This window comes from Streptomyces sp. NPDC001513 (genome assembly GCF_042894695.1).
Classification (GTDB): Bacteria; Actinomycetota; Actinomycetes; order Streptomycetales; family Streptomycetaceae; genus Streptomyces.
Genome location: NZ_JBIAVU010000002.1, coordinates 639,176 through 661,233, shown reverse-complemented (window position 1 = coordinate 661,233; position 22,058 = coordinate 639,176). Strand labels below are relative to the sequence as shown.

Sequence of the window (22,058 nt, the reverse complement as noted above, 5' to 3'; positions counted from 1 at the left end):
CCCCAGATGCGCTGCTCGGGGTCGAGCATCGTGTCGTTGTGGCCGTCGGAGGACTCCAGCTCGACCGAGAGGCAGTGCGCGACGACCTCGTCGCCGGGCTTCCAGGCGTTGACGCCGGGGCCGGTGCGCAGCACGACGCCCGCGAGGTCGGAGCCGATGACGTGGTACGGCAGGTCGTGGCGCTTGGTGAGCTCCGACAGGCGCCCGTAGCGCTCCAGGAAGCTGAAGGTGGACACCGGCTCGAAGATCGAGGTCCACACGGAGTTGTAGTTGACCGACGAGGCCATGACGGCGACGAGGGCCTCGCCCGGTCCCAGTTCCGGCACCGGGACGTTGTCCAGGTGAAGGGACTTGCGCGGGTCCTTCTCGCGCGTCGTCAGCCCCGCGAACATCTCCGCCTCGTCCTTGTGCACGGTGATCGCACGGTACGAGTCGGGCAGCGGCAGGGCTGCGAAGTCTGCGGCGGTGGCGGACTGCGACTGAATCGCGTCCAGGATGTCCTTCACGGTAGAGCCTCCGGCGTAGCGCTGATGAGGGTGCGCTTGAGGTAAACGGGGTGCGTGGAGCGTGTGGTGTGTGCCGTCGGTCCGGCTGGTGCGGTGGTGCTGGGCGACGCCCGTGGTGGGGGGCGTGCGGGGCCTGGTGACGCAGGCATCCGGGGCGCGTTCCGTGCGGTGTGGGCACGGGTCGCGGGGACATCCGGACGAGATTCAACGTATGGCACCCCGTGTCACCCGGCAAGGCACCGCGTGCCAAAACTTTCTCTCAATTGCCGATTGACCTGCACCGATGAGCGATGATCGATCAGAGTTACCGGCGAGTAGGGGCAAGCCGGACATACGCCGGACACAAAAAAGCGGCCGCCCCCGAAACGGGGGCGGCCGCTGTGACCACAGTCTCCTCAGGTGTCGCTACTTGTTGCGCAGCGCCTCTTCGATGGTCCGCATGACCTCGTCCAGCGGGGCGTCCGTGCGGGCCACCGCGACCAGCACCTCGCCCTCCGTACGGACCGCGGCGGGCGCGGCCGGCGCGGTGCCCAGGGTGCGGCCCGCGCCGATCCCCGACCCGAAGGTCTTCCGGACGATCGAGAAGGCGTGGTCCAGCTGCGCCTCCACGTCTCCCTGGCCGCCCGCCCGCAGCCAGCGCCGCAGCACGTGGTTGTGGGCGGTGACCACGGCCGAGGCGGCCACCTCGGCCAGCAGCGGATCGTCGTTGCCGTCGTGGTGGTCGTGCTCGTCGAAGTGGGCCAGCAGGTAGCGGGTGAACAGCCGCTCGTACCGGGCCACCGAGGCGATCTCCCGCTCCCGCAGCGCCGGCACCTCGCGGGTCAGCCGGTAGCGCTCCACCGACACCGCGGGCGAGGCGGCGTACATCTTCATGACTTCCTTGATCCCGCGGCACACCGTGTCGAGCGGGTGCTCGTGCGCCGGCGCCACGTCGAGGACGGCCTCGGCGCGGGTCAGGGTGTCGTCGTGGTCCGGGAAGATCGCCTCTTCCTTGGACCGGAAGTGCCGGAAGAAGGTCCTGCGCGCCACTCCGGCGGTCGCGGCGATCTCGTCGACCGTCGTCGCCTCGTACCCCTTGGTCGCGAAGAGCTCCATGGCCGCGGCGGCGAGCTCGCGGCGCATCTTGAGCCGCTGTGCGGCCGCCTTGGTGCCGGCCGGGCTCTCCGGTGTGTCGGAGGCCGTGGCGGCGCGGGGCGAGGTCTTGGCGGGCTGGGACATAGAGCGAAAGTACTTCATTCGCGCAGGGGAGCGCGCCTGCGGGGGGTGCGAGAGGGGTGGATGCGGGGGAGAGCCCGCACTGGGCTCGGGAGGGTCAGTCCGCCGTGAGGGTCCGGCGGACCCGAGCAGCCCTCCCCACGCATCCGGCTCGTGGCCCGACCGGTTACCGGCGGGCGTACTCACGGAATCCGCGGCCGGTCTTCCGGCCCAGGCAGCCCGCCGCCACCAGGTGCTCCAGCAGCGGGGACGGGGCCAGGCCGGGGTCGCGGAACTCCTTGTGGAGGACCTTCTCGATGGCCAGCGAGACGTCGAGGCCGACCACGTCGAGGAGCTCGAACGGCCCCATCGGGTAGCCGCCGCCCAGCTTCATCGCCGCGTCGATCTCGTCGATGCCGGCGTAGTGCTGCTCGACCATCTTGATCGCGTTGTTGAGGTACGGGAACAGCAGCGCGTTCACGATGAAGCCGGCCCGGTCCCCGCAGTCCACCGGGTGCTTGCGCACCTTCACGCAGATCTCGCGGACCGTGGCGTGCACGTCGTCGGCGGTCAGGACGGTCCGGACCACCTCGACCAGCTTCATGGCCGGCGCCGGGTTGAAGAAGTGCATGCCGATCACGTCCTGCGGACGCGAGGTCACGCGGGCCACCGCGATCACCGGCAGCGAGGAGGTGGTGGTGGCCAGCACCGCACCCGGCTTGCAGACCTTGTCCAGGGTGGCGAACAGCTCCTGCTTGACCGCCAGGTCCTCGGCGACGGCCTCCACGGCCAGGTCCACCTCGGCGAAGGCGTCCAGCGAACCGGCCGGGGTGATCCGGCCCAGCGTCACGTCCGCGGCCTCCTGCGTCAGCCGGCCCTTGGACACCGCACGGCCCAAGGACTTGCCGATGGCGGCCTTCGCCGCGTCCGCCTTCTCCTGGCTGCGGGCGGCCAGCACCACGTCGTACCCGGCCTGCGCGAAGACCTGGGCGATCCCGCTCGCCATGGTCCCGGAGCCGGCCACGCCGACCGAGCTCACCGGACGGCCGCTGCCGAGCAGGGAGCCGTCCGGCGGGGTCTGGAGGTCGCGCACGACGGTGGAGCTGCCGGCCGCCTCGTACGTGTAGAACCCGCGGCCCGACTTCTGCCCGGTCAGGCCCGCCTCGGCGAGCTGGCCCAGGATCGGGGCCGGGGCGTGCAGCCGGTCGCCGGAGGAGACGTACATGGCCTCCAGGACGGTCCGGGCGGTGTCCACGCCGATCAGGTCGAGCAGCGCGAGCGGGCCCATGGGCAGACCGCAGCCGAGCCGCATCGCCGCGTCGATGTCCTCGCGGGAGGCGTACTTCGCCTCGTACATGGCGGCGGCCTGGTTGAGGTAGCCGAAGAGCAGGCCGTCGGCGACGAAACCGGGGCGGTCGCCGACCGCCACGGGCTCCTTGCCGAGGTCGCGCGCCAGCTCGGTGACCGCGTCCACGGCCGGCGGGGCGGTGAGGACGCAGGAGACGATCTCGACCAGCTTCATCGCCGGGGCCGGGTTGAAGAAGTGCAGGCCCAGCACCCGCTCGGGGCGCTGGGACTCGGCGGCCAGCCGGGTGACCGAGAGGGCGTTGGTGCCCGTGGCCAGGATGGTGTCGGGGCGCACGATCGCGTCGAGCTCGCGGAACACCTGCTGCTTGACCTCGTACGACTCGGGCACGACCTCGATCACGAGGTCGGCCTCGGCGGCGGCGGCCAGGTCGGTGAAGGTGCGGAAGCGGGCGAGCACGTCTGCCCGCTCCTGCTCGGTGAGGCGCTCCCGGGTGACGGAGCGCGCGGTGGCCGAGGCGAGGGAGGCCGCGGCCCGGCGGGCGGCGCTCTCGCTGACGTCGATGCCGATGACCTCGCGGCCGGCCCGGGCGAGGACCTCGGCGATGCCGGTGCCCATCGTGCCGAGGCCGACGACGGCGATGGTCTGGAGGGTGGGCTGACTGGACTGACGGTCCATCGAGGGACTCCAGTGGAAGAGGGTGACGACTGAGGGGCGCGCGGCGCACAGCGCGCGCTGGTGCCGTACGGAAAACCGTGCGGAAAGCCGTACGGAAAACCGTGCGGGAAGTCGTACGGCATGCCGTGCGGAATGCGGTGCGGTGAGGAACCCCGAGGGAGAGGGCCCACGGGGGAGAAGCCCGGCGGGCGGACCCAGAGGGAAGGGAGCCCGGAGGGCGGAACCGGCGGAACCCTGTCCCGGGGTCACGCCGTGCGAAAAACGAACCGACCGACACGAGGCGGCTGCGTCACCAGGCCGCCCTCGTACGTGTTGCGTTATGAGGACAGTAACTCGTCGGTAACTGGTGCGCCAGAGCGCGGAGATGTGACCTGTACCGCCCAAATGTACCGATCATCGATCATCGATCAACCGGCCTTCGCCGATCTCCCGGAACCCGGCGTGGCGGCCGCCGCCCCGCCCTAGGGTGGCCGGGTGAACGACGTGCTGGAGCGCCTGCGGGCGGAGGCGGGGCAGTCCCCCGAGTACGAGGTCCTGCTCGCGGCCGGCCCCGACGACCTGGCGGCCTCCCTGACCGCCGCCGGGCTGCCCCTGTGGGCCCGCGAACTGGCCGCGTACCGGCTCGGCCTCGCGGGCGACCGCCGGGCCTTCGAGTCCCTCGTCCTGCTGCTCAACCACCGGGACCCGCCCCGCTGCGCGGCCGCCGCCGAGGCGCTGGCCGTCCTGGACGACCCGCGCACCGCCCGCGCGGCGGCGGCCCTCGCCACCAACGGGCTGCGCACGGCCTACGCGCTCCAGCCCGTCCGGCTGCTCACCGCCCTGCGCGCCCCCGAGTCCGTACCGGCCCTGCTGACCACCCTGTCGCGGCTGCTGTCCCCGAACGACCCGTACTGGCGGGTGGCCCTGGCCTGCGTGGAGGGGCTCGGCGCCCTCGCCGACCCCCGCGCACGCGAAGTCCTCACCCGCGCCCAGTCCCACCCCCGCCTCGCCGTGGCGGCGACGGCCGCACTGCGCGCGCTCGCCTGATCAGCCCCGGAACCCGAGCAGGCCGTGCAGGGCCGCGCCGCCCGCCGAGGGCGGCACCGCGCGCGTCGCCGCGGCCGGCTTCGGGGCCGCCTGGGCGGCGCAGGTGGCGTCCGCGGCCTGCCCCGTCCTCAGGTACGCCGCCACCTTGTCGTCGAGGCACTTGTTGCCGCTGAGCGCGATTCCGTGGTTGCCGCCGCCCTCCTCGACGACCAGGGCCGAGCCCTTCAGCTTGTCCCGCATGCTGAGCGCGCCCGCGAACGGGGTCGCCGCGTCCTCCGTCGCCTGGAGGAGGAGGGCGGGCGGCAGGTCCGCGTTGGTCACGTCCGGGGCCTGCAGCGGCTCCGTCGGCCAGAACGCGCACGGGGCGTTGTACCAGGCGTTGTTCCAGGTCATGAACGGCGCCTTGGCGTGCGTCCGCCACATGTCCGCGCGCCACTGGTTCCAGTCCCGCGGCCAGGCCGAGTCCCGGCACTGCACCGCCGTGTAGACGCTGTATCCGTTGCCCGCCGAGGGCTCCACCGCACCGAACCGCTCGTACGCCGCCACCAGCGGCTTCGGGTCCTGCTTCAGCACGTACGCCGCGAAGGCCTCGGCCAGGTTCGGCCAGTAGCCGTTGAAGTAGCCGCCCGGCATGAAGGTGTCCTCCAGCTCGGCCGCGCCCACCTTGCCGCCCGCCGGCGTCTCCCGCAGCGCCCCGCGCATCGCGTACCAGCGCTCCTCGACCGCCACCGGGTCGGTGCCGAGCCCGTAGGCGGAGTCGTGCGCGGCCACCCAGGCCAGGAAAGCCTTGTGGCGGGTGTCGAAGGCCTGGTCCTGGGCCAGGTTGTCCTCGTACCAGACCCCGCCCGGGTCGACCACGGAGTCCAGGACGAGCCGGTGCACCCGGCCCGGGTGGAGCTTGGCGTACACCGCGCCCAGGTAGGTCCCGTACGAGTAGCCGAAGTAGCTGATCCGCTCCGCGCCGAGGGCGGCGCGCAGCGCCTCGATGTCCTGCGCCGCCGCGACGGTGCCGATGTACGGCAGCACGTCCGCGTGCCTGGCCTGGCAGGACTCGGCGAAGGCCCGCACCCGGTCCAGGTTGGCCCGCTCGGTCGCCTCGTCGTTCGGTACGGAGTCCGGCCGGACGGGGGCGAAGTGGCCGGCCGCGCAGTCGAGGGCGGGCTCGCTCTTGCCGACGCCCCGCGGGTCGAAGCCGATCACGTCGTACTGCGCGGCCACGTCCTTGGGGAGGGCGGCGGCGATGAATCCGGCCAGGGTGCGGCCGCTGCCGCCCGGCCCGCCCGGGTTGACCAGCAGCGGGCCCTGGGAGGTGGCGGCGGTGTGGGGGACCCGGGTCAGCGCGAGGGAGATCTGGCGTCCGGCGGGGCGGGCGTGGTCGAGGGGGACCTTGAGGGAGGCGCACTGCAGCGTGGGATGGCGCGGGGTCGCGCAGCCGGTCCACCGCAGCGCGGCGGCCCGCTCCGCCGCGGGGGCCGCGGCGACCGGGCCCGAGAGGGCGGTGGCGACGGTGGCGATCGACAACAGCACAGCGGCGCGCTTCTTCAAGGGGTGCAGCATGGGGCCTCCCAGCCGAGGGTTCTGGGCGGAATCGTCCCGGAAACCGCGCCTGGAAGGCGGGATTTGGCTGCTTATTGGCCCGATGTGATGAGCCTTCAGGGGCCGTCCGAGGTCACAGCAGCGTGAGCTGGGTGACCCCGGCGGGCGCCTCCTCGGCCGGGCGCTCGGGCGTGACGATCCGGCGGGCCTCGCCGCGCCGGGACGGCCCGATGCCGAATTCGGCCGCGAGTTCGTGGACTTGGCGGGTGATCCGGCGCTGGTACCAGGTGGGGGCGTACGAGCCGCCCGCGTACATCCGCTCGTACCGCTCCACGAGGTGCGGGTGGTGCTCGCGGAGCCAGGCCGTGAACCACTCGCGGGCGCCGGGGCGCAGATGGAGTACCAGGGGTGTCACGGAGGTCGCCCCGGACTCGGCGACGGCGCGGACGGTCGCCCGCAGCTGCTCCGGGCGGTCCCCGAGGAAGGGGATCACGGGAGCCATCAGCACTCCGCACTCGATGCCGGCGTCCGTGAGGGTCCGTACGGCCCCCAGCCGGGCGGCCGGGGAGGGCGTGCCGGGCTCGACGGTCCGCCACAGCGAGGTGTCGGTGAAGCCGACGGAGACGGAGATCCCGACCTCGGTGAGCGCGGCGGCCTCCTGGAGGAGCGGGAGGTCGCGCAGGATCAGCGTGCCCTTGGTGAGGATCGAGAAGGGGTTGGCGTGGTCGCGCAGGGCCTCGATGATGCCGGGCATCAGCCGGTAGCGGCCCTCGGCGCGCTGGTAGCAGTCGACGTTGGTGCCCATGGCGATGTGCGCGCCGCCCCAGCGGGGCGAGCCGAGCTCGCGGCGCAGCAGCCCGGGGGCGTTGGTCTTGACGACGATCTGCGAGTCGAAGCCGACTCCGGTGTCGAGGTCGAGGTAGCTGTGCGTCTTGCGGGCGAAGCAGTACACACAGGCGTGGCTGCAGCCGCGGTACGGGTTGACGGTCCATTCGAACGGCATGCGCGAGGCGCCGGGCACCCGGTTGACGATCGAGCGGGCCCGCACTTCGTGGAAGGTGATCCCGCGGAATTCCGGGGTGTCGAAGGTGCGCGTCACGACGGCGTCGGCCCCGAAGAGCGCGGCGGGCCCCGTGGTGCCCTCGGTCAGGTTGTCCCAGCGCATGAGCGCCTCCCTCGGTAGCCCTGGCCCGAGAATAGAACAAATGTTCCCATGATCGTGCGGGTCGGAATATTCGCTGGTCAGGGCGGTGGCAGGCGTGTGAGGCTGCGCCCCATGGCGGGAATGCGGATCGTGGTGTGCCTCCCGGGCGAGGCGCGGAGCAGGCTGGACGAGGCGGTCGCCGAGGCGATGTCGCCGTTCGAGATCGACTACAGCCGGGGCGAGGAGCTCGACATCTGGGACGGCTGGTCGATCCGGGGCGGCGCCGACGGCGGCGGCTTCCAGCTGCTGCCGGGGTACGAGGAGGACCCGCGAGTCGTGCACGACGGCCCGCGCGGTGACGGCACCCGCGAGCCGAGCCTCCCCGGGTGGTGTGCGGGCGGCCCCCGGGAGGCGCTGGCCTTCGCCGAGATCCGGGCCGAGGCGGCCGGGCTGGCCCGGGCGGCCTGGGACCTGTGGCACGGACTGGCCCCCCACCACCCGCCGGCCGAGCCGCACCGCGAGGTCTCGGACCGGCCGTGGAGCACTCCCGACGAGTTCCGGGCCGGGCGCCTCGCGGAGCAGGAGGCGGAAGCGGCCTTCGATGCCCAGCCGCTGGTCGTCGCCTACCGGGAGGGCGTGGCGGCGCTGCTGGCCGCGCACCGGGGATACGCGCTCGGCGGCGGGTTCCTCTACAACGGGGCCGCCGGGGCCGTCGGCCGGACCGGACGGGAGGAGTTCGCCGCCGAGGAGACCGCCTGGATGCCCGGGCACAGTCACGTGCTCACCCTCGACGGCTGGTGGTACGGGGAGGACGAGCCCGTCCACGGCGCTTGCGACGGCCCGGGCGACTGCCCTCACACTCCGCCCCTGCCGGAGCCGTACCGTTCCTTCACGAGCGGGTACTTGGAGGCGCTCCCCGGGGATACGCTCCTCGTCCACGTGCGCTGCCACGTCTGACCCGGATTTGGGCGCTTGCCCCCGAGGTGGTTGGCTTCGCCGTGACGAGCGGACACAACTGCTGGAGGAACAGGCATGGCGCAGGTCGAGGCCACCACGGAGCGCATCATCGGAGCCGACGCGGAGACGGTCTTCGACACGCTGGCCGACTACAGCGGAACCCGGCAGAAGCTGCTGCCCGAGCACTTCAGCGAGTACGAGGTGCGCGAGGGCGGCGACGGCGAGGGCACCCTCGTGCACTGGAAGCTCCAGGCCACCAGCAAGCGCGTGCGCGACTGCCTGCTGGAGGTCACCGAGCCCACCGACGGGCAGCTCGTGGAGAAGGACCGCAACTCCTCCATGGTCACCACCTGGGTGGTCACCCCGGCCGGCGAGGGCAAGTCCAAGGCCGTCGTCACCACCGTGTGGAACGGCGCCGGCGGCATCGGCGGCTTCTTCGAGCGCACCTTCGCGCCCAAGGGCCTCGCCCGTATCTACGACACCCTGCTGGCCAACCTCGCCGCCGAAGTCGAGGCCTGAGAGCGGCCGTTGCCGGTGGGGCCGGGTACACGGCCTCACCGGATCGGGTGAACTGAACGGACCCACGGGGGCCGGGCGTGGCCCCGGGCCGGCGAGGGGTGCGGCGGTTAGTGTGGGGCCCTGCGCATCCGACCGCACGGGGGCCCGATGAAGATCCTCATCTCCGCCGACATGGAAGGCGCCACCGGCGTCACCTGGCCCGCCGACGTGCTGCCCGGCACCCCGCAGTGGGAACGCTGCCGGTCCATGTTCACCTCCGACGTGAACGCCGCCGTGCTCGGCTTCCACGACGGCGGCGCCGACCAGGTCGTCATCAACGAGGCCCACTCGACCATGCGCAACCTGCTGCTGGAGCGGCTCGACGCCCGCGCGGAGATGCTCACCGGCCGCCACAAGAGCCTCTCCATGGTCGAGGGCGTCCAGCACGGCGACGTCGACGGCATCGCCTTCGTCGGCTACCACACCGGCGCCGGCTCCGAGGGCGTCCTCGCCCACACCTACCTGGCCAACTCCATCACCGGGGTCTGGGTCAACGAGGTCCGCGCCAGCGAGGGGCTGCTCAACGCGCACGTCGTCGCCGAATACGGCGTCCCCGTCGTCCTCGTCACCGGCGACGACCTGACCTGCGTCGACGCCGCCGGCTACGCCCCCGACGCGGTGACCGTCGCGGTCAAGGACCACGTCTCGCGCTACGCCGCCGTCTGCCGGACCCCCGCCCGCACCGCCGCCGACATCCGGACCGCGGCCAAGGAGGCCGCCGCCCTCGCCGTACGGCACGAGCCGGTCCGCGGCGGCCCGTTCACCGTGGAGCTGGAGTTCGACGCCGAGCACCTGGCCATGACCGCGACGGTGGTCCCGGGCGTGGAGCGGTGCGGGGAGCGCAGGGTCGCGTACACCAGCGAGACGATGTACGAGGGGATCCGCGCCTTCAAGGCGGTCACGACGGTCGTCTCGGCGGCCGTGGAGGAGCAGTATGGCTGACATGCACGCAATCAATGACGGGGCGCTCGCGGAGGCCGTCGGCGCCGTTGACGAAGCGGCCCTCGACGAGGCCGTCGAGTTCACCTCGGGCCTCATCCGGATCGACACCACCAACCGGGGCGGCGGCGACTGCCGCGAGCGCCCCGCCGCCGAATACGTCGCCGAGCGGCTCGCGGCGGCCGGCCTGGAGCCGGTCCTGCTGGAGCGCACCCCCGGCCGCACCAACGTCGTCGCCCGGATCGAGGGCACCGATCCCTCCGCCGAGGCCCTCCTCGTCCACGGCCACCTCGACGTCGTCCCCGCCGAGGCCGCCGACTGGAGCGTGGACCCCTTCTCCGGCGAGGTCCGCGACGGCGTGGTGTGGGGCCGCGGCGCCGTCGACATGAAGAACATGGACGCGATGGTGCTGGCCGTCGTACGGGCCTGGGCGCGCGCCGGGGTGAAGCCGCGACGCGACATCGTGATCGCCTACACGGCCGACGAGGAGGACAGCGCGGTCGACGGGTCGGGCTTCCTCGCGGACCGGCACCCGCACCTCTTCGAGGGCTGCACGGAGGGCATCAGCGAGTCCGGCGCCTTCACCGTGCACACCCGCCCCGGCGGCCCCGCCCTCTATCCCATCGCCGCCGGCGAACGCGGCACGGCCTGGCTGAAGCTGACCGCGCGCGGCACCGCGGGACACGGCTCCAAGCCCAACAAGGCCAACGCCGTCAGCCGGCTCGCCGCCGCCGTGGCACGGATCGGCGCGTACGAGTGGCCGGTCCGGCTCACCGACACCGTCACCGCCTGCATCACCGAACTCGCCGCCCTGCAGGACCTGTCGGTCGACCCGCGCCGGCCCGGCTTCGACCTCGACACGGTCCTCGGCAAGCTCGGCCCGGCCGCCGCCCTCGTCGAGGCGACCGTGCGCAACAGCGCCAACCCGACGATGCTGAGCGCCGGTTACAAGCTCAACGTGATCCCCGAGCACGCCACCGCCTACGTCGACGGGCGCATGCTGCCGGGCGGCGAGGAAGAGTTCACCGCCACCCTCAACGAGCTGACCGGCCCCGACGTGCACTGGGAGTTCCACCACCGAGAGGTGCCGCTCCAGGCCCCGGTGGACGGACGGACGTACGCGATCCTGCGCGAGTCCGTCGAGCGGTTCGACCCGGAGGGGCACGTGGTGCCCTTCTGCATGGCGGGCGGCACCGACGCCAAGCAGTTCTCCCGCCTCGGCATCACCGGCTACGGCTTCTCCCCGCTGAAGCTGCCGCCCGGCTTCGACTACTGGGCCCTCTTCCACGGCGTGGACGAGCGGGTCCCCGTCGAAGCCCTGCACTTCGGTGTCCGCGTACTCGACCACGCACTGCGGTCCCTGTGAGCGGGGCCCGGTGATGATGACGGCGCCGACCCGGCCCTACGGCAGCTGGCCCTCGCCCATCGACGCCTCGCTCGCCGCCGCGCTCGACGGGCGGCCCGAGTACGTCGGCACGGTCGGCCCCGAGGTGTGGTGGACCGAGCCCCGCCCGCGCGAGGCCGGCCGCCGCACCCTCGTCCGCCGCCGACTCGCCGACGGGGACGCCGAGTTCACCGAACTGCCCGCCCCGTGGAACGTGCGCAGCCGGGTCACCGAGTACGGCGGGCAGCCCTGGGCCGGAGCCGAACGCCCATCCGGCGGACCCCTGTTGGTCTTCGTCCACTTCGCCGACCAGCGGCTGTACGCCTACGAGCCGGACGCGCCCGGCACTCCGGCGCCGCGCCCCCTCACCCCCCTGTCCGGGACCGGCGGCGGGCTGCGCTGGGCCGACCCGGTGCTGCGCGGCGGCGAGGTCTGGTGCGTGCTGGAGGAGTTCACCGGGCCCGCCCCGACCGATGTGCGCCGGGTGCTGGCCGCCGTGCCGCTCGACGGATCGGCGGCGGAAGACCGCTCGGCGGTACGGGAGTTGACGGACGACCGGCACCGTTTCACCACCGGGCCCCGGCTCTCCCCGGACGGCCGGCACGCGGCCTGGCTGGTGTGGGACCACCCCCGGATGCCCTGGGACGGCACCGAGCTGAAGCTGGCCGAGATCACCGCGGACGTGGACGCGGACGTGGACGCGGCCGCCACGCTGACCGGGGTGCGGACCGTGCTCGGCGGCCCCGAGGAGTCCGTGGCCCAGGTGGACTGGACGGCCGGCGGAACCCTCCTCGCCGTGAGCGACCGGGGCGGCTGGTGGAACCCGTACCGGGTGGACCCGGAGACGGGCGCGGCCGACAACCTGTGCCCCAGGGAAGAGGAGTTCGGCGGCCCGCTGTGGAAACCCGGGCTGCGCTGGCTCGCCCCGCTGCCCGACGGCGCCACCCGGGCCGCGGGCGCCGGGGGAGGGCTCCTCGCCGTCCTGCACGGCCAGGGCTCCCCGGTGCTCGGCATCCTGGACGCCGAGAGCGGCGACCTGGTCGACGCGGCCGGGCCGTGGACGTCCTGGCAGCCGACGCTCGCCGTGCACGGCACCCGGGTCTACGGGGTCGCCGCCAGCCCGCGCAGCGCGTACGAGGTGGTCGAGCTGGACACCGCGACCGGGCACGCCCGGGTGATCGGCGCGCAGGGCGTGGACCCGGTGGACCCGTCCTACTACCCGGAACCGCAGAGCCGCACCTTCCTCGGCCCCGACAACCGGCAGATCCACGCGCACGTCTACCCGCCGCACCACCCGGCCTGCCGGGCCGCCGCCGACGAACTGCCCCCGTACGTGGTGTGGGCGCACGGCGGTCCCACCGACCACGTGCCGCCCGTACTCGACCTGCACATCGCCTACTTCACCTCGCGCGGCATCGGAGTGGTCGAGGTCAACTACGGCGGGTCCACCGGCTACGGCCGCGCCTACCGGGAGCGGCTGCGCGGGCAGTGGGGCGTCGTCGACGTGGAGGACTGCGCGGCGGTCGCCCGGGCGCTGGCCGCCGAGGGCACCGCCGACCCCGCCCGGCTCGCCATCCGCGGCGGCAGCGCCGGCGGCTGGACGGCGGCGGCCTCGCTGGCCGCCACCGACCTCTACGCCTGCGCCGCGATCATCTACCCGGTGCTGGACCTGCTGGGCTTCGCGGACGAGACCCACGACCTGGAGTCCCGCTACGTCGAGAGCCTGGCCGGGCCTCCGCAGACCCTCGGCGTGCTCTGCCGCGAGCGCTCCCCGGTGGCCCGCGCCGACCGGATCACGGCGCCGTTCGTGCTGCTCCAGGGCCTGGACGACGCGGTCTGCCCGCCGGCCCAGGCGGAGCGCTTCCTGGCGGCCCTCCGCGGTCGGCCGGTGCCGCACGCCTACGTGACCTTCGCGGGCGAGGGCCACGGCTTCCGCCGGGCGGACACCATGATCCGGGCACTGGAGGCCGAACTGTCGCTGTACGCCCAGGTCTTCGGGATCGCCAGGACCGACGTCCCCCGGCTGGCGCTGGAGGTCTAGGTCGTCCGGGCGTGTCCTGTCGGTCGGGCCGGGCCGGCGCGGTGGGGGCCCGGAGGGGCTGGGCCGGGTGGAGCAGTTGGCTCGCGGGGCCGGGCGCGCGTTTCGAGACTGAGCCCCATGAAGAGACAACGATCCCTCGGATCGCGCGCCCGTGCGCTGGCCGCCCTCGTCGCGGGACTGCTCCTCCTGGGCGCGCCGAGCGCGTTCCCGCTCTCCCGCGACGGCGCGAGCGACCCCACCGCGCGGTGCGTCTCCACACCGGCCGAGTACCGGGCCGCGTGGGAGGCGCGCGAGGTCCGGTGCGTGGCACCCTCCCTCTTCGGGACCACGCACGCCCGGGGCGAGACCTCCCTCTACCCGAGTGGCTTCCGCTACGCCTGGGCCGGCTCCGGCACCAACCTCGAGCAGTATCTGAAACTGCGCGCACGGTACGGCGACCAGCCGGCCAAGGTCGGGATCGGGGTCCTGTCCTACGTCGGCTACCCGGGACTGGACGACTGGACGACGCCGACCGATCTGGAGGTCTACACGCTGCCGGCCGGCGTCCGCGCGCAGGTGCCGGCCTTCGAGACCTGGTTCCGGCTGCTCGACGAGGAGTTCGGCACGACGGGGGCGTTCCCGCTCGCGGCTCAGCGCGACCTGGTCGTCGCGTACTCCCGGCTGGACCGGGACAAGGACGTCGTCGGGGCGTTCGAGGACGTCACCGGCTGCCGTCGTGACGCGCTGCTCGCGGGTGAGGCTCCTTCGGCGGAGATCGGCTGCAACCGCTCCTTCCTCGGAGCGCTGGCCGCCGCCGGACCGTCCCCGTACGACGGCGCCGACTCCTCGACGTGCTTCGCGAACTTCCGGACGCGCTACCGGGGCGACCGGGACGCCTCGGCACTGCGGGGCGCGCTGTTCCAGTGCCAGGACGCCGGATTCCTCAACACCGGTGTGGGGCTGGGCTACAACACGTACGCCAACCCGTTCGTGTGCCGGCCCGCCGACCGGCAGAGCGTGCGGGAGAGGTACACCGGACGCGAGTTCATCCTGCCGAACGCCGTCTTCACCGCCCTGCCGAGCCATGTCGGCATCCCGCTGGACCTCGGGACACCGGGCCAACGCGACTTCCTGCACGCGGGATACTGCCGGTGACCGCTGGATGAGGGGGTGTCCGTCGGCGAAGCCCCGCCCGAACCTCCTCGGCGCCGGGCTCCGGCGTTCGCCCGGACGAAGAAGACTCCGAACGCGGCGCCGATGAGCCCACTCGTCTGATGCGATGTCATGACACCCGGTCCGATCGAAGTCGATCATGACGCGCGAAGTCGTGGCGCTCCGCCTACGCGGTCTTGCGCCGCAGGTGGCGGGTCCGCTCGCTCGTGCGCAGCCAGACCCGCAGCGGGCCGATGGCGGTGAAACCGCTGCGGAGCGCGATGTCGAGGTCCGCCCCGCCCTCGTAGCCGACGACGTCCAGGTCCGGCCGGCGGGCGGCGGCCGCGGTGAGGACGCCCGCCCAGGCCGCGTCGGCCGAGACCCCGTCACCGGCGAACAGGTTGGAGACGCCCACCGCACCGCCGCCGGTGCTCAGCACCGCCCCGGCGACGATCCGGCCCCCGGCGTCCCCCGGGGCGCGGCCCGCCAGGAAGACGATGCCCTCGCGCAACAGGGCGGGCGGGAACAGCCCGGCGTCCTCCTCGCCGCCCCAGGCGGCCTCCCAGGCGGCCAGCTCCTCGGCACCGGTCACCTCGGACCACTCCGGCCCGGACGAGGCCGCCTCCGGAACCGCCGGAACCGGAGCCCCGGCCGGGCGGTGGATCCACTGCGCATCGAACAGCACCTCGAACCCGTCCCCGGCCAGGTTCAGGCGGGCGAAGCTGTCCTTCACCGAGCAGCCGGGGGTGTCCGTGTCGATCCACTGGAGGACGGACGGCGCCGAGGTCTCCGGGTCCAGGGTCACCGCATCGGGATACAGCGGCGGGGTCCGGCTCGTGCTGAGCCACACGTACGCGTCGTCGAACCGCGGCGCCAGGCCGTGCGCCGTGCACACCGCGTCGCACCACAGGGCGTTGTTCAGCGCGGCCCGGCGCAGCATCGTGCGCGTGCCCGTGCCCGCGTCCGTGCCCGCGTCCGTGTTCGTCTCGTCCTTGATCACGCCGGAGATGGTGTCACAGGCTTAGCCTGGGGCGATGACCTTTTCCACCTACCTCCGGGAGGGCGAGCGCGTGGGCCTGCGCCCCTTCCGGCTCGCCGACGGGCCCGAGTTCACCGCACGCGTGCACGAGAGCCGCGAGCTCCACCATCCGTGGCTGGCGCCGCCCGCCACCATCGAGGAGTACGAGCCGTACGCGGCCCGGCTGACCGAAGGCGAGGGCCGCGCCGGGTTCCTCGTCTGTGAGCGGGAGACCGGAGCCATCGCCGGCTTCGTCAACGTCAACAACATCGTGCGCGGGGCCTTCCAGTGCGGGGCCCTCGGCTACGGGGCCTTCGCGCACGCCGCCGGGCGGGGCCTCTTCCGCGAGGCCCTCGGGCTGGTCCTCGCCCACGCCTTCGCCCCCGAAGCCGGCCACGGCCTCGGACTGCACCGCCTGGAGGCCAACGTCCAGTCAGGCAACACCGCCTCCCTCGCCCTCGTGCGGGGAGCGGGCTTCCGCAGGGAAGGACTCTCCCCCGACTTCCTGTACGTCGACGGAGCCTGGCGCGACCACGAGCGCTGGGCGATCACCGCCGAAATGCAGGTCCCCGAGGGGGCTCATCGCACAGGATGAGGGCATGCGAACCCTGGTGCTCCTCGACGCCCCGTCCAACCTCGGTCTGCGGCCGCCCGCGCCCGGCGCCGTACCCGGCGTCTACAAACTCGCCGGGGCCCTGCGCGAGCAGGGCCTCCTCGCCCGGCTCGGCGCGCGCGAGGGCGGGGTGGTCGTCCCGCCGCGCTACGACCGCGGCGACTGGCAGGAGGGTGACGGCGTGTTCCACGCCGAGGCCCTCGCCGCCTACACCGTCACCCTCGCCGACCGGATCGAACGCCACCTGCGGGCCGGGGAGTTCCCCGTCGTCCTCGGCGGCGACTGCTCGATCCAGCTGGGCGCCGCCCTCGCCATGCGCCGGATCGGACGGTACGGACTGGCCGCGATCGACGGCTCCGCGGACTTCCGCCACCCCGGCAACGAGGCCGTGAACGGGCCCGTAGGCGCGGCCGGCGGCGAGGAGCTCGCCCTCTCCACCGGCCGCGGCCAGGCCGATCTCGCCGACCTGGAAGGGCGGGCCCCCTACCTGCGGGACGAGGACGTACGGCTCTTCGGCCTGCGGGACGGGGACCCGGACCTCGCGGAACTGCACGCGGCCGGGATCTCCGTGGCCACGGTGGGGGAGATCCGCGAGCGCGGGGCCGGACCGGTGGCGCGCGCGGCACTGGAGGGGCTGCACCCGCCGGAGACCGCCGGATTCTGGGTGCACCTGGACGCCGACGTACTGGACCCGGCCGTCATGCCGGCCGTGGACAGCCCCGACCCGGGCGGGCTGATCCCCGACGAACTCGCCGAACTGCTCGGCGTCCTGGCGCGCTCACCGCGCTGCGTCGGGATCAACGTCACCGTCTACGACCCGGATCTGGACCCGGACGGGCGCGCGGGCGCGCTGCTGGCCGATCTCGTCGCGGGAGCGTTCCGGTAGGTCCACACGAGGGCCTTTGCGTAATCCTGACCGGTGGTGATCCGCGGAACCCCTGTGCACCGGCCGCCGTGGCGTGTTCCATTTCCCCATGGCCACCACCGTCCGCCGCGCCGTACTGACCCTCCCCGCAGCCCCGCTGGGCGCCGAGAACCCCCTGCCCGCCCTGCGCGCGCCCGACGGCGTGCACGCGCTGGACGACCGCTCGCGCGACGGACTGCCGCGCGAGATGGCACGGCAGATCGGGTACGAGCCGCTGCGCTCCCTGCTGCCCGTCCGGATCCGGGACGGGTACCGACGGGAGCGGCCGGAGCGGGAGTTCGAGACGATCGTCATCGAGAACGACCACCTGCGGGTCACCGTGCTCCCCGAGCTGGGCGGGCGCGTCCACTCCCTCCTGCACCTGCCGACGGGCCGCGAACTGCTCTACCGCAACCCGGTGTTCCAGCCCGCGAACTTCGCGCTGAACGGGGCCTGGTTCTCCGGCGGCATCGAGTGGAACACCGGCGCGACCGGCCACACCACCCTGTCCTGCGCCCCGCTGCACGCCGCGCTCGTACCCGCCCCGGACGGGGGCGTGATGGTCCGGATGTGGGAGTGGGAGCGACTGCGCGACCTGCCCTTCCAGGTGGACCTGTGGCTGCCCGCGGACTCGGAGTTCCTCTACGTCGGCGTCCGCGTGCGCAACCCGCACGAACGGCCGGCGCCCGTGTACTGGTGGTCCAACATCGCCGTTCCCGAGGACGAGGGCACCCGGGTGCTCGCCCCCGCCGACGAGGCCTGGCACTTCGGGTACGAGCGCGCGCTGCGCCGCATCCCCGTACCGGAGTGGGAGGGCGCGGACCGCACGTACCCGCTGCGCAGCGCGTACCCGGCCGACTTCTTCTACGAGGTCGAGCCCGGGGCCAGACCCTGGATCGCCTCGCTGGACGCGGCCGGGCAGGGGCTCGTGCAGACCTCCACCGGGCGGCTGCGCGGGCGCAAGCTGTTCGTGTGGGGCGCGGGCGGCGGCGGCCGGCGCTGGCAGGAGTGGCTCACCGAACCGGGCACGGGCGGCTACGCGGAGATCCAGGCCGGGCTGGCCCGCACCCAGCTGGAGCACGTACGGCTGGAGGGCGGCGGGGAGTTCAGCTGGCTGGAGGCGTACGGGCCGCTGGCCGCGGAACCCGCCGCGGTGCACGGGGCCGACTGGGCGGCGGCGCGCGGCGCGGCCGAGCACGCGCTGGCGCGGGCGCTGCCGGCGGAGCGGGTGGAGACGGCGTACAAGGCGTGGCGCGAGTGCGCCGACACCGAACCGGGGGAGCGGCTCGCGGCGGGCTCCGGCTGGGGTGCGCTGGAGGTGATGTGCGGCGGCTTCAAGCTGCCGGGCACCCCCTTCGGGGAGTCCACCCTCGGCGAGGAGCAGGCCCCCTGGCTGGAGCTGTGGCGCACGGGCGTCCTCCCCACCCCGCGGCGGGTGGTCCCGCCGGGCCCGAGCCTGGTCGCCGCGCACTGGCGGGACATGCTGGAGACGGCCCCGGCGGATCCGCTGACCGAGTACCACCTCGGCGTGGCCCAGTGGCACGCCGGGGACGTGGCGCAGGCCGTACGGAGCTGGGAGCGCGGGCTGGCGCTGGCGCCGTCGCGGTGGCCGCTGCTGAGGTGCCTGGCGGTGGCCGACGCGCTGGCCGGGGACCCGGCGCGGGCCGCCGACGGGTACGCGGCGGCCTTCGAGGACCTGGCGGGGGAGAGCCGCGGCGGCGAGACGTGGGCTCCGGCGGAGGCCGCGCTGGGCCGCGAGGCGATGGCGGCCCTGCTGGCCGCCGGTCGCCTCGCGGAAGCCCGCAGCGTCTGGGACCGGCTCCGGCCGGCCTTGCGGGAACAGGGCCGCTTCCGGCTGCTCGCCGCGCGGCTGCTGGCGGCGGAGGGCCATGTCGCCGCGGCGCGCCGGGTCTTCGAGGACGGCTTCGAGATCCCGGACCTCCGCGAGGGCGAGGAGACCCTGTCCGAAGCCTGGTCCGCCCTCACCGCCCGCCCGCTCCCGCCCCACTACGACTTCCGCATGCGGCCGCCGACCTAGTGGCCCGGCCGCGCCACCGCTGCTGGGGCGGAGCCCGGCGGGGTGCGGGGCGGAGCCCCGGGAGGCCGGGGCGCAGGCTCAGGCGCGGCAGAGGATCTCGCCGTTCAGGACGGAGAACCAGGCGTCGGGCTCCGCACCCCACGCGCGCCAGGCCTCCGCCGCGGCGGCCAGATCCGCGCCCGACGCATGGCCCCCGCCGGTGGCCCTGGCCGCGTACGCGGAGGCCGTCGTACGCTCCGCCCACAGCGACGACCACCACGCGGCCTCCTCCGGGGTGGCGAAGCACCAGGCCGTCGCCGTCGAGGTCACGTCCGTGAAGCCGGCCTCCCGGGCCCAGGCCCGCAGCCGGCGCCCCGCGTCCGGCTCGCCCCCGTTGGCGCGGGCGACGCGCCGGTACAGGTCCAGCCAGTCGTCCAGGCCCGGCGTCGCCGGGTACCAGGTCATCGCCGCGTAGTCGGCGTCCCGCGCGGCCACGATCCCGCCCGGCCGGCACACCCGCCGCATCTCGCGCAGTGCCTGCACCGGGTCGCCCACGTGCTGGAGCACCTGGTGGGCGTGGACCACGTCGAAGGAATCGTCCGGGAAGTCCAGGGCGTGGACGTCCGCCGTGCCGAACTCGATGCCGCTCACCCCGCGCTCCGCCGCGTGCGCCCGGGCCTGCTCGACCACCTCCCGCGCCGCGTCGACCGCGGTGACCCGGCCGCCCGGCGCGACCAGCTCCGCCAGGTCCGCGGTGATCGTGCCCGGACCGCAGCCGACGTCCAGGACGGACATCCCCGGGCGCAGCTCGCCGATCAGGTACGCGGCGGAGTTCTCGGCGGTGCGCCAGCGGTGCGAGCGCAGGACCGACTCGTGGTGGCCGTGCGTGTAGACGGCGGTCTCCTTGGCGGCGTTCATGGCCGGCCCTCCTCGTCGAAAGCGTTGTGACCACCGTAGACGATCAGTTCGTCATCTGAGATGGGCGTTTTGACATGTGGACACCAGCCGTGTGCACCAAGGGGGTTGGGTGCGTCGGGGCCCGGTCGGTGGCAGGGCGATGCGGGTGCGAGGAGAGTGGCCCCAGGGGGACGTTCCCATGGCAGAGGACGGTGAGAGCCATGCCGGAGACGCTGCTCGAACAGCACGCCGAGGCGCTGCGGCTCTTCGGCGAACGGGTGCGCGCCGTCAGGGACGACCAGTGGGACGCGCCGACCCCGTGCACGGAATGGAACGTGCGGGAGCTGGTCAACCACGTCACCGGCGAGCAGCTCTGGATCCCGCCGCTGGTCACCGAGGGCCGCACCGTGGAGGAGATCGGCGACGCGTTCTCCGGCGACGTCCTGGGCGAGGACCCGGTGGCCGCCTGGGACAAGGCCTCGGCCGCCGCGCACGCCGCCTTCGCCGTGTCCGGCGCGCTGGACCGGACCGTGCGGCTCTCGTACGGGCCCGCGCTCGGGTCGGCGTACTGCTCGGAACTGACCGCCGACTGCGTGGTGCACACCTGGGACCTCGCGCGGGGCATCGGGGCCGACGACCGGCTGCCGGACGGCCTCGTCGAGTTCTCCATCAAGGAGGTCATGCCGTACGCCGACGCGCTCGCGGCGAGCGGGATGTTCGCGGCGCCGCTGGAGGTGCCGGCCGGTGCGAACGCGCAGACCAGGCTGCTCGGCCTGGTGGGGAGGAAGGGCTGAGGCCCGGCGCACGCAGCCGGCACCCTACGTCCAGGTAACGGGCATATAGCAACAAATAATCGTATAAAGGTCAGGATCAGGAGTCAGGTTCGAGGCCGGGGCCACCGGCGCGTGGCAGGACGAGGGCGGAAGGCGGCACACGGTGGCGGGGACGCAGCGCACGGCGACGGAGGGCCGCGGCCCGGTCCGGTACGGCCCGCCGGCACCCCAGCCGGGCCTGCCCGTGCTCCCCGAACTGCTCTGCGTCCTCGCCGCGGCCGCCGGACGCGCCGCACCCGAGCCCCCCGGCGGCGGCGAACCCGTACGCGCGGCCGCCTGCCGGTACTGGGGGCGCCGCGGGCTCGCCACCTCCCCGGAGAACGTCGCCGCCGGCCCCGGCGCCCCCGCGCTGCTCCTCGCCCTGCTCGGGGCGTACGGGGGCGACGTGATGCTGCCCCGGCCCTGTCCCGCCTGGTGGACCCCGCAGGTCCGGCTGCTGGGACGGCGGGCCTATCACGTGCCGACCCCGGCCGAGTGCGGCGGCGTACCGGACCCCTACGCGCTGCTGGAGACCGTACGGCGGGTGCGCGCCGAGGGCGGCGACCCGCGGGTGCTGCTGCTGTCGGTCGCCGACGATCCGACCGCGACCGTCCCGCCGCCCGAGATGCTGCGCGAGGCCTGCGAGGCCGCCGAGTCCGCCGGGCTGTTCGTCGTCAGCGACGAGAGCTGGCGCGACACCGTCCACCGGCCCCGCGACACCCTGGTCCTGAGCCCCGCCGAGATGCTCCCCGAACACGCGGCCGTCCTCGTCGACCTGTCCGGCGCGCTGCTGCCCGCCGGCTGGCCCGCCGCCGTGGTCCGCTTCCCCGGCACCGCCCGCGGGACCTGGCTGCGCGCCCGCACCCTCGACGTCCTCACCGCCACCGGAGCGATGGTCGCGGGGCCCGTGGCCGGCGCCGCCGCGCACGCCCTCGACGAATCCGACGCCGTCGCCGGACGCGCCTACGCGGCCGCCGCCCTGCACGGCGTGGTGGCCGCCGCCGCCCACCGCGAGCTCCTCGCGGCCGGGGCGCTGGCCCGGCCCCCGCAGGCCGGCCGGCACCTCTACGCCGACCTCACCCCGCTGCGCGCCGGACTCGCCCGGCACGGGGTCGGCGACGCCATGGAACTGGAGGACTGGCTCGGCGCCCGGCTCGGCGCGCCGACGCCCGGCGGGCAGCGCTTCGCGGACGAACTGGGCGCACTGCGGGTCAGGCTGTCCACCGGGCCGCTGCTGGGCGCCACCCCGGAGGAGCGGCTGGCCGCGCTCACCGCCCGCGATCCGCTCGCCCTCCCGCACGTACGGAGCTCCCTCGACCTGCTCGGATCGGTCCTGGCCGGGCTGGCCTGACCTCCCGACGGACGTACGCCGATGACCCGACCCGCCTGCCCCGACC

Annotated in this window: 19 protein-coding genes; 12 read left to right on the top strand and 7 right to left on the bottom strand. The window is 74.1% G+C overall.

From position 1 onward, the window contains the following. The 3 genes from ACFYZ4_RS06580 to ACFYZ4_RS06570 all read right to left on the bottom strand — a co-directional run. On the bottom strand, positions 1–506 hold a 506-nt coding region (locus ACFYZ4_RS06580; protein ID WP_390783239.1), incomplete at its 3' end, for an alcohol dehydrogenase catalytic domain-containing protein. Positions 507–911: 405 nt separating this feature from the next. Next, complete coding sequence (locus tag ACFYZ4_RS06575; RefSeq protein ID WP_351300817.1) at positions 912–1,724, bottom strand: TetR family transcriptional regulator; 813 nt, start codon at positions 1,722–1,724, stop codon at positions 912–914. Between the two features lie 163 nt (positions 1,725–1,887). Beyond that, positions 1,888–3,684, bottom strand: a complete 1,797-nt coding sequence (locus ACFYZ4_RS06570) for a 3-hydroxybutyryl-CoA dehydrogenase (RefSeq protein ID WP_351300820.1) — start codon at positions 3,682–3,684, stop codon at positions 1,888–1,890. 474 nt (positions 3,685–4,158) lie between these two features. On the opposite strand from ACFYZ4_RS06570, the gene ACFYZ4_RS06565 reads away from it, so the two are divergent. Beyond that, entirely contained in the window at positions 4,159–4,710 is a 552-nt protein-coding gene (locus ACFYZ4_RS06565) for an adenylosuccinate lyase (protein WP_390783238.1), read from the top strand. Here the strand turns inward: ACFYZ4_RS06565 and ACFYZ4_RS06560 are convergent, their stop codons facing one another. Beyond that, complete coding sequence (locus tag ACFYZ4_RS06560; RefSeq protein WP_390783237.1) at positions 4,711–6,267, bottom strand: alpha/beta hydrolase; 1,557 nt, start codon at positions 6,265–6,267, stop codon at positions 4,711–4,713. It abuts the gene before it with no gap. Between the two features lie 112 nt (positions 6,268–6,379). Continuing rightward, positions 6,380–7,411 carry an Rv2578c family radical SAM protein gene (locus ACFYZ4_RS06555; protein WP_390783236.1) on the bottom strand — a complete coding sequence of 344 codons (1,032 nt, stop codon included), beginning with the start codon at positions 7,409–7,411 and terminating at the stop codon, positions 6,380–6,382. Between the two features lie 111 nt (positions 7,412–7,522). Here ACFYZ4_RS06555 and ACFYZ4_RS06550 point away from each other — a divergent pair, with 111 nt between their 5' ends. The 6 genes from ACFYZ4_RS06550 (at position 7,523) to ACFYZ4_RS06525 (ending at position 14,403) form a co-directional block, all read left to right on the top strand. Then, on the top strand, positions 7,523–8,347 hold the full coding sequence (locus ACFYZ4_RS06550; protein WP_390783235.1) for a hypothetical protein: 825 nt from the start codon (positions 7,523–7,525) through the stop codon (positions 8,345–8,347). 75 nt (positions 8,348–8,422) lie between these two features. Continuing rightward, positions 8,423–8,866: an SRPBCC family protein gene (locus tag ACFYZ4_RS06545; protein ID WP_030715419.1), complete on the top strand. Its 444-nt coding sequence runs from the start codon at positions 8,423–8,425 to the stop codon at positions 8,864–8,866. Positions 8,867–9,013: 147 nt separating this feature from the next. Further along, positions 9,014–9,847, top strand: a complete 834-nt coding sequence (locus ACFYZ4_RS06540) for a M55 family metallopeptidase (protein WP_351300835.1) — start codon at positions 9,014–9,016, stop codon at positions 9,845–9,847. Between the two features lies 1 nt (position 9,848). Next, positions 9,849–11,210 carry a M20/M25/M40 family metallo-hydrolase gene (locus tag ACFYZ4_RS06535; RefSeq protein WP_351300838.1) on the top strand — a complete coding sequence of 454 codons (1,362 nt, stop codon included), beginning with the start codon at positions 9,849–9,851 and terminating at the stop codon, positions 11,208–11,210. A gap of 13 nt (positions 11,211–11,223) precedes the next feature. After that, positions 11,224–13,269, top strand: coding sequence for a prolyl oligopeptidase family serine peptidase (locus ACFYZ4_RS06530; RefSeq protein WP_390783234.1), 2,046 nt, complete (start codon positions 11,224–11,226; stop codon positions 13,267–13,269). 117 nt (positions 13,270–13,386) lie between these two features. Then, positions 13,387–14,403, top strand: a complete 1,017-nt coding sequence (locus tag ACFYZ4_RS06525) for a hypothetical protein (RefSeq protein WP_351300843.1) — start codon at positions 13,387–13,389, stop codon at positions 14,401–14,403. Positions 14,404–14,587: 184 nt separating this feature from the next. Here the strand turns inward: ACFYZ4_RS06525 and ACFYZ4_RS06520 are convergent, their stop codons facing one another. Beyond that, positions 14,588–15,400, bottom strand: a complete 813-nt coding sequence (locus ACFYZ4_RS06520; RefSeq protein ID WP_390783233.1) for a hypothetical protein — start codon at positions 15,398–15,400, stop codon at positions 14,588–14,590. Positions 15,401–15,434: 34 nt separating this feature from the next. Between ACFYZ4_RS06520 and ACFYZ4_RS06515 the strand changes: the two genes are divergently transcribed. The 3 genes from ACFYZ4_RS06515 (at position 15,435) to ACFYZ4_RS06505 (ending at position 18,973) form a co-directional block, all read left to right on the top strand. Then, complete coding sequence (locus ACFYZ4_RS06515) at positions 15,435–16,013, top strand: GNAT family N-acetyltransferase (RefSeq protein WP_390783232.1); 579 nt, start codon at positions 15,435–15,437, stop codon at positions 16,011–16,013. Positions 16,014–16,017: 4 nt separating this feature from the next. Further along, a complete protein-coding gene (locus ACFYZ4_RS06510) occupies positions 16,018–16,917 on the top strand; it encodes an arginase family protein (RefSeq protein WP_351300852.1) in 900 nt (299 codons plus the stop codon). Positions 16,918–17,005: 88 nt separating this feature from the next. Further along, positions 17,006–18,973, top strand: coding sequence for a DUF5107 domain-containing protein (locus ACFYZ4_RS06505; RefSeq protein WP_390783231.1), 1,968 nt, complete (start codon positions 17,006–17,008; stop codon positions 18,971–18,973). Between the two features lie 78 nt (positions 18,974–19,051). Here ACFYZ4_RS06505 and ACFYZ4_RS06500 read toward each other — a convergent pair whose 3' ends face one another. Next, positions 19,052–19,870, bottom strand: a complete 819-nt coding sequence (locus tag ACFYZ4_RS06500; RefSeq protein ID WP_390783230.1) for a methyltransferase domain-containing protein — start codon at positions 19,868–19,870, stop codon at positions 19,052–19,054. A gap of 200 nt (positions 19,871–20,070) precedes the next feature. Here ACFYZ4_RS06500 and ACFYZ4_RS06495 point away from each other — a divergent pair, with 200 nt between their 5' ends. Then, positions 20,071–20,643 carry a TIGR03086 family metal-binding protein gene (locus ACFYZ4_RS06495; RefSeq protein ID WP_384349986.1) on the top strand — a complete coding sequence of 191 codons (573 nt, stop codon included), beginning with the start codon at positions 20,071–20,073 and terminating at the stop codon, positions 20,641–20,643. A gap of 142 nt (positions 20,644–20,785) precedes the next feature. After that, positions 20,786–22,012: an aminotransferase class I/II-fold pyridoxal phosphate-dependent enzyme gene (locus ACFYZ4_RS06490; RefSeq protein WP_390783229.1), complete on the top strand. Its 1,227-nt coding sequence runs from the start codon at positions 20,786–20,788 to the stop codon at positions 22,010–22,012. The last annotated feature ends 46 nt before the right edge of the window (positions 22,013–22,058 follow it).

Coding starts and splice junctions, on each gene's coding strand:
- ACFYZ4_RS06575 (WP_351300817.1), bottom strand. CDS start 1,724: ATGTCCCAGCCCGCCAAGACCTCGCCCCGCGCCGCCACGGCCTCCGAC.
- ACFYZ4_RS06570 (WP_351300820.1), bottom strand. CDS start 3,684: ATGGACCGTCAGTCCAGTCAGCCCACCCTCCAGACCATCGCCGTCGTC.
- ACFYZ4_RS06560 (WP_390783237.1), bottom strand. CDS start 6,267: ATGCTGCACCCCTTGAAGAAGCGCGCCGCTGTGCTGTTGTCGATCGCC.
- ACFYZ4_RS06555 (WP_390783236.1), bottom strand. CDS start 7,411: ATGCGCTGGGACAACCTGACCGAGGGCACCACGGGGCCCGCCGCGCTC.
- ACFYZ4_RS06550 (WP_390783235.1), top strand. CDS start 7,523: ATGGCGGGAATGCGGATCGTGGTGTGCCTCCCGGGCGAGGCGCGGAGC.
- ACFYZ4_RS06545 (WP_030715419.1), top strand. CDS start 8,423: ATGGCGCAGGTCGAGGCCACCACGGAGCGCATCATCGGAGCCGACGCG.
- ACFYZ4_RS06540 (WP_351300835.1), top strand. CDS start 9,014: ATGAAGATCCTCATCTCCGCCGACATGGAAGGCGCCACCGGCGTCACC.
- ACFYZ4_RS06535 (WP_351300838.1), top strand. CDS start 9,849: ATGCACGCAATCAATGACGGGGCGCTCGCGGAGGCCGTCGGCGCCGTT.
- ACFYZ4_RS06530 (WP_390783234.1), top strand. CDS start 11,224: ATGATGACGGCGCCGACCCGGCCCTACGGCAGCTGGCCCTCGCCCATC.
- ACFYZ4_RS06525 (WP_351300843.1), top strand. CDS start 13,387: ATGAAGAGACAACGATCCCTCGGATCGCGCGCCCGTGCGCTGGCCGCC.
- ACFYZ4_RS06515 (WP_390783232.1), top strand. CDS start 15,435: ATGACCTTTTCCACCTACCTCCGGGAGGGCGAGCGCGTGGGCCTGCGC.
- ACFYZ4_RS06510 (WP_351300852.1), top strand. CDS start 16,018: ATGCGAACCCTGGTGCTCCTCGACGCCCCGTCCAACCTCGGTCTGCGG.
- ACFYZ4_RS06505 (WP_390783231.1), top strand. CDS start 17,006: ATGGCCACCACCGTCCGCCGCGCCGTACTGACCCTCCCCGCAGCCCCG.
- ACFYZ4_RS06500 (WP_390783230.1), bottom strand. CDS start 19,870: ATGAACGCCGCCAAGGAGACCGCCGTCTACACGCACGGCCACCACGAG.
- ACFYZ4_RS06495 (WP_384349986.1), top strand. CDS start 20,071: ATGCCGGAGACGCTGCTCGAACAGCACGCCGAGGCGCTGCGGCTCTTC.